Raw genomic sequence first — 12,051 nt, 5'->3', positions numbered from 1 at the left:
ACTATTGAGTTCTCAAACAACAGACACACCCGGCACCACCACAACAACTCAGCCGTGGATCGCTCCGGAGCAACTTTTCAAACTTACCCGGTTCCGAGGAGCTTTGCAAATCAGCGTTTCCGCGATTTCCATTTCCACGAGGTGGGTCCCCGCCGTTATTCAGCACGCAAATTTGCGAACCATTTTAAGGCTGTTTATCAGGGGGTCGGTCGCTATCTTTCCGCATCAGCGGCGGCGACTCGAATTACTTTACACGGCACCGGGACAGGGCACAAATCAACCTCAAAGAGTTCCCGGGGTGGCGGAATCCCCGAATCTGCGCGGAATTCGGCCCGCTCAGACGGCCCTTGGGCCCAGTTCGGGCGCACCCGGGGTTTGTGGACCGCGTCACATGAAGCACCACAGTCAACCGGGCGTGAGTCGATCTGCCCTCCAGTTGACCGGGGCGGTAGGGAGAGATTGCGGGGTTGGCTTCCTCGTCCAGAGACCTTACGAGCCGCAGGAGGTGTCCGCCGGGCTGTCAGCCGTGGAAGGAATCCCGGGCAGCGCCGCACGAACGGCGCTCCTTAGCTCCGATAACGGCGGAAGGCCTGCGAGTCTCTGCCCACTGCTGTAGATCCGGCAGGAGATTGCCGCTTCGCCTGATGCGGGGAAGAGATCACGGCCGTCTGCGGCAAAGGTCGGCGACCCATGGTAGGCCAGAGCCTTGGCTTGGTCGTCCGTTGTTATTTCGGTCAGGCGGATTGCTGCGGAGCCGGGAGCTTCCAGTGCAAGTGCCTGCACAAAGAGGGCCTGGGCATCCTCCACATTGGGACAGCCCGGAATTACGCGCAGTTCAAAATCCATGGTGCTCTCCTCTCCCCCAAGCGTACTGCGGGATCATCGCGCTGAGGCCGCGGCCTGGGATGCCTTTCGTTGGCGCACGGGACCGCGGCTTCAAAGGCCTTACTTACGTTAGTGGGAATCCGCGCCGTTCGCGCATGCGCACCGCAACGATGATGCCAGACGCAGCGGTGAGGGCGGCGACGGCCGCGGGGATGCCGACGGAACGTGCCCGCCTGGCCGGGTGGGCACGTCGCCGATGGCGGCCAGCGGGGTGGGGGAGACCATGGCGGTGCCGGCGCCGAGCAGAATGGCGGCCGCGAGCCATGTTTCGAAACCGGTTCCTGCAGCGATCATCAACAGGACAACGGCCTGGACCAGCATGCCGCCAGCGATCAGGGGTTTGCGTCCGATCCGGTCAGAGAGCGCACCGGTGACCAACTGCCCGGCGCCCCACACCGCCGGATAAACGGCGGCGAGGATGCCTATGCTTTGGATGCTGAGCCCGGCGCCGGGAAAGAACACGGGGAACAGTCCCCAGGCCAGGCCATCGTTGAGGTTGTTCACCATACCGGTTTGGCTGACTGAAGACAGTGATTTGTCCCGGAAGCTCGTAGGGGTGAAGGTTTTGCGGTTGTTCAGTTCCGGATTGGCTCCGGAGTGAACGACTCTTTGGCTGGCTGCTTCGGTCTCGGCAGGGTGCTGCGTCTCGCGCACGGTCAGGACGGAGAGTCCGAGCCCGACGGCGATGAAGGCGGCACCGAGCAGGAACGGGCCGGGACGCAGCCCCTAGCTTGCCGCGATGTAGCCGGTGGCGAGGGCGGTGCCCGCCACACCGAGGTAGCCGGCAGCCACGTTCAGGCCCATGGCCAGCCCACGGCGCTCGGGACCGACAAGGTCCATTTTCATGACCACGGTGGTGGACCAGGTCAGGCCCTGGCTGATGCCAAGGACGACGTTGGCGGCAACGATCCATCCCCAGGAGGGCCCAAAGATCAACAACAACGGGACGGGGAGGGCGACTGGCCAGCCGGCTATGAGGACGGGTTTACGGCCGTAGCGGTCCGAGAGAGTGCCTGCGACGTAGTTGGTGGCGGCTTTGGCCAGCCCGAACGCCAGGATGTAGGTCAAGACGCCGGTGTATTGGTCGAGGTGGAACACCTGTCCGGCGAACAGCGGCAGGACTGTGCGCTCCTGGCCGAGGGTGCCGCCGACCAGGGCATTAGCGGCAACCAGGAGCAGAAACCGGGCCAGGTTCTGCCGCAGGCCCAGCGCGACGCCTGCCGTGTGCTGCTGGCGCGAGGGGGTGTTGTAGGTCATGAGTCGCTGCGCTCCGGGTCCCGGGAAATACTTCGTCGGCGGCCGGTTTCCCGGTCCGCCGCCGATGATGCGTGGATTCAGCTTCTGGCGCTGCCGTGATTAGTTCGCGGTAGACAACGAGTCCCGGTGTGCGGCCCAGGCGGCGTAGCTGCCGTCTAGTTCAACGACGTCGTACCCGGCGCAGGGCAGGGCGCTGGCCGCGACGGAGTTCCGGACACCGCTTTGGCAGTAGGTCACGATGGTGCCCTCGGCCGGGATCTGGTCCAGATGCCACATGACGCGGCCGCCGCTGAGCTGGTGCGAGCCGGGGATGTACCCGGCGGTGTGCTCGGTGCGGTTGCGGACATCCAGCACCATGGCGGCATCAAAGCCGCTGGATCAGTATCGGGGTGGAGGTGGGCGGGCCGTCGAAGCCGGTGACGTATCCGGCGACGTTGTCGATGCCGTCGCGTTGACTGCCCCGGACTTCAGCGCGCTTTGCCTGCCCGTCCAGACCGTGATCGTCACCGAAAACCTGGTAAATTTTCCTGGCCCTGCCGGAGCGGCCGCACACTCTTGCCCTGTTCGGTGCCGGCGACGGCTTTTCGGCCTTGCGTGACGCTGCCTGTCTTCGGGACTGAGGGTCTTTACTGGGGCGATCTGGACACCCATGGGTTCCGGATCCTGGACCAGCTCCGGGCAGTCCACCCGCACGTGGCCAGCGTCCTGATAGATGAGGCGACGCTGCTGGCGCATCGCGACGCCTGGGGTATCGAGCCGGGCCGCTCGCGGGCGGTGCTGACGAGGCTGACCGCCGCGGAAGCTGCCGTGTCTACCTCCCTGGGGAACGATGCTTTCGGGTCATCGGTCCGCCTTGAGCAGGACCTGGTCCGCTGGGACTGGGCACTCGGGAAACTCCTCCCCTAGCTCCGGTCGCGATTTGTGATCCGGATCACCAATCCGCGGGATCGTGTGTTCCGAATCACAATAGACCAGCGGGATCTCCTCACTGGCCTGTGACCGAGGAGTGAATTGTGAATCGAAAATCTGTAGTGGCCCTTGGGGCTTCAGCTGTCGCGTTGATCGCCGCCACCACCCTGGCAGCGGGGCCAGCCCAGGCCCATGATTCCAAATCAGAAGAGAAAACCGTCACCCTGACCGCCAAGCTGAAGCAACTCAACGGCTCCGGAGCCTCCGGCACGGCGAAAGCTGTCGTACGGGGTGAAACCATCAAGCACATTGAGGTGCACGCCAGGGGTCTGACGCCTGATGCCCCGCACGCCCAGCACATCCATTACGGCGAGCAGGCCATGAACGAGTGCCCCACGCTCAAGCTGGATGCCAATAAAGACGGGCGCCTGAACACCGTCGAGGGTGTTCCCGCCTACGGCCCGGTCGTCGTGTCCCTGAACACCAGCGGCGACACCACCCCTGCCAGTTTCCTGGACGTCACCCGCTTCCCGGTCTCTAATGATGGCCGCTACAATTACAGCCGAAACAACATCAAGTTCACCGATGTGGCAGGTACGGGCTACCCCGGAGAAGGGGGCACCGGAACGGCCAAACAGATCGCAGAGGCCATCCGCGACGGCGAGGGCGTCCTGGTCATTCACGGACTGGATTACGACGAAAACGGCACCTACAACTTCAGTGACCCGGAAGGTGCCAGCGAGCTGAACCCGGACCTCCCCGCAGAGGCCACGGACCCGGCCGCCTGCGGCGTCCTCGAACGCCGCTAACCCACCCCGGGACCCTGATCTGGCACAGTGGCCGGTTGCAGGGCCCGTGAAGTGGGCCCGAACAAAATGGATTCCGGTGGTCCGCCCCTACCATGTCGGGGCGGGCCATCGGCATGTCCGGAGGCGGCAGCCACGAGGTCGAAAAACGGCATTAGTGAGGGTGGCGTCGTCGTGGGGGCCATACGCAACCGGGCCGGATCCGAATAGAGGGTACAAGCTGTTCCGGCCGGCTGCAGCATGCGGCAGGACCGTAACTGGTTCCCTGATTTCCGTCTGCAGTGCCGCTTATCCAGCGATCCAAAAGAGTTCCTCAAGGCTACAACGCACAACACCCGCACCGCCGGGCGGACCATCGTTCAATAGGCAGCACTCGCCGTCGGCGCGGTGTTCCTCCTGGTCGGCGTCCTCGGCTTTGTCCCGGGCATCACCAGCCAGTACGACCAACTTCAGTTCGCGGGGCACGAGTCCGGGGCAATGCTGCTCGGCCTGTTCCAGGTTTCCGTACTGCACAACATCGTCCACCTTTTCTTCGGCGTCGCCGGTGTTGGACTGGCCCGGACCGCGGCAGGCTCGCGGTGCTACCTGCTCTTCGGCGGGGCCATCTGCCTTGTCCTCTGGATTTACGGACTGGTGGTTGATCAGGAATCAGCCGGGAACTTCGTGCCGCTGAACGGCTTCGACACCTGGCTCCACCTGCTGCTGGGCGTCGGCATGATCGCTCTGGCACTGATCCTCACCAAGGGCGGCACCAACACACGGACGCATGCGCAGGGGGATGCGACTGCCCCAGCCGAGCGTCATAGTCCGTCTCCGGCGGATCTAACTCCAGCGGGCTCTTCCTCTAGCGGCCATCTGCCGCCGGGGAAGAGCCCGCCTTTTGTTGTGCTGTTCCCTGTCCATGCTGTTCTCTTGCTGACGGAATCGGCTCCGACTGCTACCGTGACTGGATGCAACGATCAATGGTTCGGCCAAGGAACGGCAAGGTCATCGCGGGCGTCTGTGCGGCCCTCGCGGACCGCTTCGGTGTCCCCCGGACGCTGGTCCGTCTCGGTTTCGTGCTCTTCGGCCTGTTCGGCGTAGGTGAGCTCGTCTACATCGCGCTGTGGATCATCATCCCCAAAGCGAAATAGCAGCAGTCAGCGCGAAGCGACCTCGTCCACGAACGCCACCTGGGCCACGTACTGCTGATACAGCTTCAGGGCGTCGTTGGTGTCGATGTGTCCGAAGCTCAACGTGTCGCGCAGACCTTCCAGTTGGGCGTTGGCGGTCTCGGCCGCGCTGACCCTGTCCGCAATCGAATGTGAATTGGCGAAATTCGTGGCCAGCGCCGCGGCGACGGACAGCAGCACGGCGCCCAGGCACAGCACACGCCACACCACCGAGTCGTCATTCAGCGAGAAGACGCCTTGGAGGGCCTGGGTGAACCCGGTGCCCCCGAAGGCCGGACCGGCCGTCAGCATCGCGGCCAGCGCGCTGCCCACGATGCTGACGTTGGAGAGCCTGTTGCGGCGGGGCCGCTCCCTCCCCAGGTAGGAGCGGACGGCCTGCTGTTTCTGTTCGATGCGGGTGGAAAGCAATTGACGCGTATCCGGTGTCTCATTCATGGCCTGCTACCAGCCTCCCTCGCCGAGTGGTCATTCGACCAGAATCCCACCGCCCCTCCTCGGTGTCCAGATTCGACCACGGCGGCTGGCGGGCCTACCTCAGCCACAAGACAGTGGGGATGCGGTCCGAGTGCATTGCGTAGGGTTCGCTGGGCAGATCGCCGGCCTTCCAAGGCGCGGTTGATTGGACCCTGGGGGTGTGTCCACGGCCGTCGGTAAGCACAGCGCGGACGGTCGCGGTGGCGGCAACAAGCACGATGCCCACGAGCAGGACCAGGAGCAGTTCCATTTTTTGACTCACTTCGGGGTTGAGCGGATTGGATGCACCCAGTTTCATCAGCAGCCGTGTGAGCAATCGGGTGGATCTTCCGGGACACCACCAACGGGCCGGCAGTAAAATTGCACGTATGGCCGAGACCTGGATTCGGCTCCTCGGCCCGCCCCGGATCGAGTCCGCTGACATCACTCCCCCGCAGCCCAGGGGCCGCAAGGCCTGGGCGGTGTTGGCTTACCTTGCCCTGTCCGAGCTGCGCCGGACTATCGGCGGTGCAGCCAATGCGGGCGACCCGTTGCGGCTTGAGCTGCCGGCGACCTGGCACTGCGACGTGCTGGAGCTCGTTGACTCGGCCACCAGCCACGACGCCGACCCGCGGACGTTCGACGGCCAGCTGCTGGAGGGCCTCACCTTTGCGGACAGCCCCGTCTTTGACTCCTGGCTGGCCGACCAGCGGTACCGGCTCGATAACTGAGTCCAGTCGCTGCTCTATGAGGCGTCGCTGGACGCCCTGGCCTCGGGCGTTCCCGCCGACGCCGTCGAGCTGACGTCCCAGGCGCCGCGCCGGGACCCCTTCAACGCGGACTGCACCGCGGTCCTGGTGAAGGCGCTCGTGGCACTGGGCGAGCACCGGCGGGCGCGCGACCAGGTCGCCAAATGCGCTGAGCTTTACCACCGGGAGCTGGGCCTGCCGCTGCCCGAGGAGGTCCGGCTGGCCCTGGCGGATTCGGGTCCGGCGGATCCCAGGATCCCCGCGAACCTGGCCACCGTGCGGTCCTATCTCGACGCCGGCAGCGCCTCACTGTCCGCGGGCGCCGTCGACCGTGGACTCGATCAGCTGCGGCTCGCCGTCGTACTGGCCCAGCGCGCTGGTCAACCAAAGCCCGACCGGCACCTGATCGCCGAGTCGCTCGTGACGCTGGCCGGGGCCCTGATCCACCAGGCGGGCGGCCGCGGCGCCGAGGTGGCCGACTTCCTGCACCGTGCGCTGTCGGCCGAAGCGCCCGACGGCGTCTCCCGCACCGCCGCCGCGGCCCTCCGGGAGCTGGGCTACACCGCGTACTATGAGGACGCCGTGGCTGCCTTCACTGAGTCCGGACGGCTCGCCAAGGCGGTCCGGAACCGCCGGCAGCAGGCCTTCAGCGAGGCGTTGCTGGGCCGCGTGCATCTGCTCCGCGGTGAGCTGGGACCGGCGGCGGCATCCTTGGATCATGCGCAGGACTGGGTGGCGGACGAGCACTGGACCGCGTTCGAACCGTTTGTCGCCGGGGTCCGCCGGGGTCCGCGGGGAAACCTACCTTGCCGCCGGCCGGCTGGAGGACGCCGCAGCTTTGATTGACCGGTCCTGGGTGATGGCCGAGCTCGCCGGGGACCACTGCTACATGGCCCTCGCGGCAGGGGCCGAAGCCCGGCTGTTCCTGGCCCACGGCGATCTCGCTGCGGCCGACCACTGGATCGCCCGGGGCCTCGAACCCAAGCCGTGGTGTCTCTGGGACTCGGCCCGGCTGCTGGACGCCGCGGCGGAAGTCGCCATCGCCACGGGATCCCCGCGCGCACCGGAGTTCGTAAATCGGCTGGCCGCGCTGGCCAGCCGCAGCGGCATGCGCGAGTTCGTGGTCCGGGCGCAGTCGCACCGGGCGGTGCTCGGCGACGAGGCCGCCGCGCAGGCTGTGCCCTGGCTGGCGAAGGAGATCGACAACCCTGCGCTGACCGCGTTCCTGGCCCGGCGCCACGGCGGTTGAGCGCTTTACCGGGACGCATACAGGAAGCCCTGTCCCGGCGTCGTACGCGGGACTACCATGCAGTTGTGCCGATGGGATTGCCACCGTGCTGACCGTTGCGTGGAAGGACATCTGTCATGGAATGCATCACGTGGTTCGCGCCGATCCTGCCCGGGAAACTGGACGAGTGGAAGGCGTTGGACGAGGAGATGAAGGGCCCGCGTCGGGAGGAGCATGCACGGTCGAGGGAGCGTATGGGCGTAACCCGGGAGGTAGCCAGCCTGATGCAGACGCCGGGGGGCGATTTCGTCTGCCTGTTCCATGAGGCCGACGATCTCGCGAAGGCGTTCCGGACGCTCGCGACGTCGGAGGATCCCTTCGACGTCTGGTTCCGGGAGCGTCTGGTGAGCCTGCACGGGCTGACGGCCGAGATGCTGCAGGGCCCTCCCCCGGCCAAGGTGTACTTCGACTACCGCGCCGACGGCTGACCAGGTGACTGAAGCAGCACATGCGGGTTAACAAAAGCAGGGCCCGTCAAAGACGGACCCTGCTCGAAACCTGTAAGGTTCCGGACTCAGAAGAGTTAGCTGGAAGCTAAGTCTTAGAGAGCCTGGATGTTTACGGCCTGGGGACCCTTGGGGCCCTGCTCGGTTTCGAAGGAGACCTTCTGGTTCTCTTCGAGGGAGCGGAAGCCGGAAGAGGCGATCGCGGAGTAGTGTGCGAAGACGTCCTGTGAGGAGTCATCGGGGGAAATGAAGCCGAAGCCCTTTTCAGCGTTAAACCATTTGACGGTACCAGTAGCCATTATTTTTTGTCCTTCGTGAAGGTGGAGGAAATGTCCCGACTTTCGGGTCCTCCGGTGTGGGGTGCTCAAAACCGCTGCTTCAGAAGAACAAGGTCTTGCAACCTTGCGTACTGCCTGAACTACGAACTGCATAAACACAACAACAGGATCAACAGTACAGGAGATTTTCGGGACGGTTTACCACCGGGGCCCGGGTGCCAGGCCCGTTCTTGAGCGCGCGAAAACCGGCACCATAGCGCTCGGCTGAAAAAAGACTGCTCGATCTGGCGCATTGGGATCCTACAGTCGCGCGGACGGATCTTTCTCCCGGCCATGGAAAGCGGCAGACTTGACGGGAGAGCCGTCCACCACCAGAAGGAGAACCCGTGACTACCGCCATGCCAGTCATCGTCTTTGATGTGAATGAAACCCTCTCTGATATGTCCCCCATGGGGGAACGCTTCAGCGAGGTCGGGGCGCCAGCTGGATTGGCCAAACTCTGGTTTGCAGCCCTTCTGCGGGATGGCTTCGCACTCGCGGCCAGCGGGGACAATGGTTCGTTCGCCGGGATCGGGGCCGACGTTCTTCGGAGTCTTCTGGCCGGGGTGGAGCTTAACCGCCCCCTTGACGCGGCGGTCGACCATGTCATGAACGGCATGACCGGCCTGGGCGTGCATCCGGATGTCCCCGAGGGGATCCGGGCCCTCTCCGCTGCCGGGTTCCGGCTGATCACCCTCAGCAATGGCTCGGCCGGGATCGCCGGGAAGCTGTTCAGCGAGGCTGGGATCCGGGACGATTTTGAGTTGCTGCTCTCGGTCGAAGACGCGCCCGCATGGAAGCCTGCCCCGGCATCCTACGAATATGCCGCCGCCGCTTGCGGGACCGATACCGCCGGAATGCTGCTGGTAGCCGCCCACCCGTGGGACATCCACGGCGCGGCCCGCGCGGGGCTGCGCACGGCGTGGCTGAACAGGACCGGGGGAAGTTACCCGGAGCACTTCGAAGCTCCTGAATTCACCGTGACCGCCTTGACCGGGCTTCCGGCGGCCCTGGCTGCTGAAGCCTGACGGGGGCAGACCATGGACGCGGCGGCGGCTCCCCTTATCCGTCGTGCGTCGTCTTCCCCGCCCGGATCTGGAGGTGTCCGCCCCGGGCCGACGCTAGGACGACGTCGACGCACCGATCCTCCACGGCCTGCCAGGGGGCCGCGGTGATGTCGGATCCTCCCAGCGCGCAGGCCAGCCGCGCCAGCGGCGTCAGCCACCGCGCCCATCCCACCGGGTCCTGCATATCCACGACACCGACCCGAGCATGTGCGGCCAGCAACCCGGTCATGTTCGTCCAGGCCTGCTGCCAGTCCCGCATCAGGGACAACGAATACGTTGCCAAGGCAGCATCCGAAACCGCGGCTCCCCCGCTCTCCTGGATGCGGGCGGCGATTGACCGGGGGTCCAGAAGCACCATGTCCGCCTGGAGCAGGATCACGTTCTCCCAGCCGCGCGCCCGGGCGCGGCGCCGCGCCTGGCGGAGCATTTCCGCGCTGCGGTCAATGCCGACGATGGTCCCGGAGGCACCGATGCACTCCTGCAGCAGCGGAAAATTCAGCCCGGTTCCGCAGCCGATGTCCAGCACCTGCTGGCCCCTGGTGGGGGCCAGCGCTTCGATGCCGAGCACCCGTCCGGCATGATAGACAGGGTATTCGCCCGAGAGCAGATCATAAAACGGGGCAAACACCGTGTATTTATCGCGGATAACGGTCTCCTTCTGGTTCGTTCTGCGCAGCGACGCGGTCATTGAGGACAACACCGGCGGTCGCAGTGTCCGGCAGTCAACGTCATCCACGAGGAGTCCATCATGGCAGTCGAGAACCGGATCATTGACTTGCTGGTGGTCGGCGGCGGGACCGCCGGAATCGTGGGCGCCAAAACGGCGGCCGGGTTCGGCGCGCGAACGCTCCTCGTCGAACAGGCCCGCACCGGCGGTGACTGCTTGTGGACCGGTTGCGTCCCGTCCAAGACCCTCCTGTCGGCGGCCGAACACTCCGCAACAGCACGCACACTCACCGGGCAGCCACTCGAATTCGCCGCGGTCCGCAAGCGCATCTTTGCCGCGATCACCACCATCGAACCCGTCGACTCCCCTGCGGCACTCGAAGACGCCGGAGTTGAAGTCATCAAGGGCACCCTGACGTTCCGCTCCCCCGGGGTGGCCGAGGTTGAGGGCAGGACCATCCGCTTCCGGCAGGCACTGATCGCCACCGGAGCAGCACCGGTGAGCAGCGGCATCCCGGGCCTGGACCCAGGGGTCACTGTGAAGTCGGACACGATCTGGGAACTGGACGCCCTTCCGGCGCGGCTGGCGGTTGTCGGCGGCGGTCCGATCGCCTGCGAACTCGGACAGGCCTTCGCCCGACTCGGATCCGAGGTCACCATGATTGTCCGCTCCCGGATCCTCCCCAAGGAAGATCCCGACGCCGCCGACCTCGTCCGGGAGAGCCTGGCGTCCGATGGTGTCCGCATCCTGGAGAACACAACCGTCGAGAACGCGGTCACCACGGACGCCGGATCCCGGCTCCTGCTTCGGGACGGCGCTGCCGTTGACACTGACACGGTTCTGCTGGCCACCGGACGCACTCCCCGCACCGTGGGCCTCGGCCTGGAACGGATCGGGGTGAGCCTGGACAATGCCGGCCAGGTGATCACGGATTCGCGGATGATGACCTCCAACCCGCTCATCTGGGCCGCGGGAGACGTCACCGCAAACCCCCAGTTCACCCATGTGGCCGGCGTCCATGCGTCCGTGGCGGCCTCGAACGCGGTGCTCGGGCTCAAACGCCAAGTCAGCGGCACCGTGCCCCGGGTGACATTCACCTCACCGGAAGTGGCCGCCGTCGGGCTCACCACCGCCGAGGCCCGCCTGCAACACCGCGCCCGGACTGTCCGGCACAGCCACGTCGACCGGGCCGTGACGGAGGACACGACTGGCGGGTTCACCCGGCTGATCTTGGACCGGCGCGGAAATATCCTGGGCGGCACCATCGTCGGCCCGCGGGCAGGGGAATCCCTGGCTGAACTGACCCTGGCAGTCCAGAAAGGGATGACCACCTCTGACATTGCCGGGACAACCCACCCGTACCCGACCTATTCGGACGGGGTCTGGAACGCCGCCGTCGCCGATGTAAGGGAGCGCCTTGCCTCTCCCGTTGTTCGCCAGGCCATGGCGGGGCTGGTCTGGTTCCGGCGCCGCTGGGTGGGCAGGCCCCGGTCTCGGCACCTTCGGTCAGCCTGCCCAGGAACGACAACGACCGGCCGTCCCTGAGTTGATGCCCGGCTACACCTTCGGTAGCGAGTCTCTTGCCACGACGCCGGTGTCCCTCAAAGACCTCGCCCGGCTCGAAGCAGCTGTGCTCTGGACTGAGGATGACGCGCAGGCGTTACGGGCGTGCAGGCGAGATTCTTGGATCGCAATCCGATCGCATCCTCGACGTCTGGTACGGATTTGTTGGCATTTCATGACTTCCTCATGGTAGCTCCGTGACCACTGGTGCCATCCAGCGGCGGCACCACAACCGTCTGGTCGACGTCGTACTTCCGCTCGATCTCTGCACTGTCCACGGAAGCCGCGACACATGCCAGGATGGCCACCGACACCCGGACTTCCGGGAGGCTCTGCCGGAACAGAGCCGGCTTCCCTGATGAACTGCTGATCCGGGCCAGCAAGCGTGCCGCCGGGCAGCGCACTAGGGTATGGCAAGCCGGTCTGCGTTGTTGCTTATGCGTTCCAGGACGCTGATAGCCATGGCATACTC

The 12,051-nt window shown here is 65.5% G+C and carries 15 protein-coding genes and 3 pseudogenes; 10 read left to right on the top strand and 8 right to left on the bottom strand.

From position 1 onward, the window contains the following. Positions 1 to 489: 489 nt before the first annotated feature. From ABIB51_RS20225 to ABIB51_RS20215, 3 genes and pseudogenes are all read right to left on the bottom strand, one after another. Complete coding sequence (locus tag ABIB51_RS20225) at positions 490 to 846, bottom strand: hypothetical protein (RefSeq protein WP_354191140.1); 357 nt, start codon at positions 844 to 846, stop codon at positions 490 to 492. Positions 847 to 949: 103 nt separating this feature from the next. Further along, positions 950 to 2,142 (bottom strand): annotated as a pseudogene (locus ABIB51_RS20220) (MFS transporter). A gap of 99 nt (positions 2,143 to 2,241) precedes the next feature. Continuing rightward, a pseudogene (locus ABIB51_RS20215) lies at positions 2,242 to 2,593 on the bottom strand (rhodanese-like domain-containing protein); the annotation flags it as partial. Between the two features lie 143 nt (positions 2,594 to 2,736). Between ABIB51_RS20215 and ABIB51_RS20210 the strand changes: the two are divergent. Both ABIB51_RS20210 and ABIB51_RS20205 read left to right on the top strand, forming a co-directional pair. Then, positions 2,737 to 3,048 (top strand): Wadjet anti-phage system protein JetD domain-containing protein, encoded by a 312-nt coding sequence (locus ABIB51_RS20210; RefSeq protein ID WP_354191139.1) that lies wholly within the window; start codon positions 2,737 to 2,739, stop codon positions 3,046 to 3,048. A 107-nt stretch (positions 3,049 to 3,155) separates the two neighbouring features. Next, on the top strand, positions 3,156 to 3,860 hold the full coding sequence (locus ABIB51_RS20205; RefSeq protein ID WP_354191138.1) for a hypothetical protein: 705 nt from the start codon (positions 3,156 to 3,158) through the stop codon (positions 3,858 to 3,860). Between the two features lie 285 nt (positions 3,861 to 4,145). On the opposite strand, the gene ABIB51_RS20200 is transcribed toward ABIB51_RS20205, so the two are convergent. Next, a complete protein-coding gene (locus ABIB51_RS20200; protein ID WP_354191143.1) occupies positions 4,146 to 4,370 on the bottom strand; it encodes a hypothetical protein in 225 nt (74 codons plus the stop codon). On the opposite strand from ABIB51_RS20200, the pseudogene ABIB51_RS20195 reads away from it, so the two are divergent. Next, a pseudogene (locus ABIB51_RS20195) lies at positions 4,284 to 4,529 on the top strand (DUF4383 domain-containing protein); the annotation flags it as partial. The gene ABIB51_RS20200 and the pseudogene ABIB51_RS20195 overlap by 87 nt on opposite strands. A gap of 290 nt (positions 4,530 to 4,819) precedes the next feature. After that, positions 4,820 to 4,990 (top strand): PspC domain-containing protein, encoded by a 171-nt coding sequence (locus tag ABIB51_RS20190; RefSeq protein ID WP_354191137.1) that lies wholly within the window; start codon positions 4,820 to 4,822, stop codon positions 4,988 to 4,990. Positions 4,991 to 4,996: 6 nt separating this feature from the next. Here the strand turns inward: ABIB51_RS20190 and ABIB51_RS20185 are convergent, their stop codons facing one another. Together ABIB51_RS20185 and ABIB51_RS20180 are read right to left on the bottom strand one after the other, a co-directional pair. Then, positions 4,997 to 5,464: a hypothetical protein gene (locus tag ABIB51_RS20185; RefSeq protein ID WP_354191136.1), complete on the bottom strand. Its 468-nt coding sequence runs from the start codon at positions 5,462 to 5,464 to the stop codon at positions 4,997 to 4,999. 94 nt (positions 5,465 to 5,558) lie between these two features. After that, positions 5,559 to 5,801 carry a hypothetical protein gene (locus tag ABIB51_RS20180; protein WP_354191135.1) on the bottom strand — a complete coding sequence of 81 codons (243 nt, stop codon included), beginning with the start codon at positions 5,799 to 5,801 and terminating at the stop codon, positions 5,559 to 5,561. Between the two features lie 70 nt (positions 5,802 to 5,871). Between ABIB51_RS20180 and ABIB51_RS20175 the strand changes: the two genes are divergently transcribed. The 4 genes from ABIB51_RS20175 (at position 5,872) to ABIB51_RS20160 (ending at position 7,947) form a co-directional block, all read left to right on the top strand. Next, the gene (locus ABIB51_RS20175; RefSeq protein WP_354191134.1) at positions 5,872 to 6,213 is read left to right on the top strand and encodes an AfsR/SARP family transcriptional regulator; all 342 of its coding nucleotides are present in this window, start codon (positions 5,872 to 5,874) and stop codon (positions 6,211 to 6,213) included. A 126-nt stretch (positions 6,214 to 6,339) separates the two neighbouring features. Continuing rightward, the gene (locus tag ABIB51_RS20170; RefSeq protein ID WP_354191132.1) at positions 6,340 to 7,077 is read left to right on the top strand and encodes a hypothetical protein; all 738 of its coding nucleotides are present in this window, start codon (positions 6,340 to 6,342) and stop codon (positions 7,075 to 7,077) included. Next, the gene (locus tag ABIB51_RS20165; RefSeq protein WP_354191131.1) at positions 7,070 to 7,480 is read left to right on the top strand and encodes a hypothetical protein; all 411 of its coding nucleotides are present in this window, start codon (positions 7,070 to 7,072) and stop codon (positions 7,478 to 7,480) included. The genes ABIB51_RS20170 and ABIB51_RS20165 overlap by 8 nt, the downstream gene beginning before the upstream one ends. A gap of 116 nt (positions 7,481 to 7,596) precedes the next feature. Then, complete coding sequence (locus ABIB51_RS20160; protein ID WP_354191130.1) at positions 7,597 to 7,947, top strand: DUF6176 family protein; 351 nt, start codon at positions 7,597 to 7,599, stop codon at positions 7,945 to 7,947. A gap of 113 nt (positions 7,948 to 8,060) precedes the next feature. Here the strand turns inward: ABIB51_RS20160 and ABIB51_RS20155 are convergent, their stop codons facing one another. Further along, positions 8,061 to 8,264, bottom strand: coding sequence for a cold-shock protein (locus ABIB51_RS20155; RefSeq protein WP_024365339.1), 204 nt, complete (start codon positions 8,262 to 8,264; stop codon positions 8,061 to 8,063). A 365-nt stretch (positions 8,265 to 8,629) separates the two neighbouring features. On the opposite strand from ABIB51_RS20155, the gene ABIB51_RS20150 reads away from it, so the two are divergent. Further along, positions 8,630 to 9,310 (top strand): haloacid dehalogenase type II, encoded by a 681-nt coding sequence (locus ABIB51_RS20150; protein ID WP_354191129.1) that lies wholly within the window; start codon positions 8,630 to 8,632, stop codon positions 9,308 to 9,310. Positions 9,311 to 9,344: 34 nt separating this feature from the next. Here ABIB51_RS20150 and ABIB51_RS20145 read toward each other — a convergent pair whose 3' ends face one another. Further along, positions 9,345 to 10,085, bottom strand: coding sequence for a class I SAM-dependent methyltransferase (locus tag ABIB51_RS20145; protein ID WP_354191128.1), 741 nt, complete (start codon positions 10,083 to 10,085; stop codon positions 9,345 to 9,347). A 12-nt stretch (positions 10,086 to 10,097) separates the two neighbouring features. Here ABIB51_RS20145 and ABIB51_RS20140 point away from each other — a divergent pair, with 12 nt between their 5' ends. Further along, positions 10,098 to 11,561, top strand: coding sequence for a dihydrolipoyl dehydrogenase family protein (locus ABIB51_RS20140; RefSeq protein WP_354191127.1), 1,464 nt, complete (start codon positions 10,098 to 10,100; stop codon positions 11,559 to 11,561). Positions 11,562 to 12,051 lie beyond the last annotated feature (490 nt).

The sequence above is a fragment of the Arthrobacter sp. UYCu712 genome (genome assembly GCF_040547005.1).
Lineage (GTDB): Bacteria > Actinomycetota > Actinomycetes > Actinomycetales > Micrococcaceae > Arthrobacter.
Note: the sequence above shows the minus strand (reverse complement) of the source record. Positions and strands in the feature narration are given on the sequence as shown.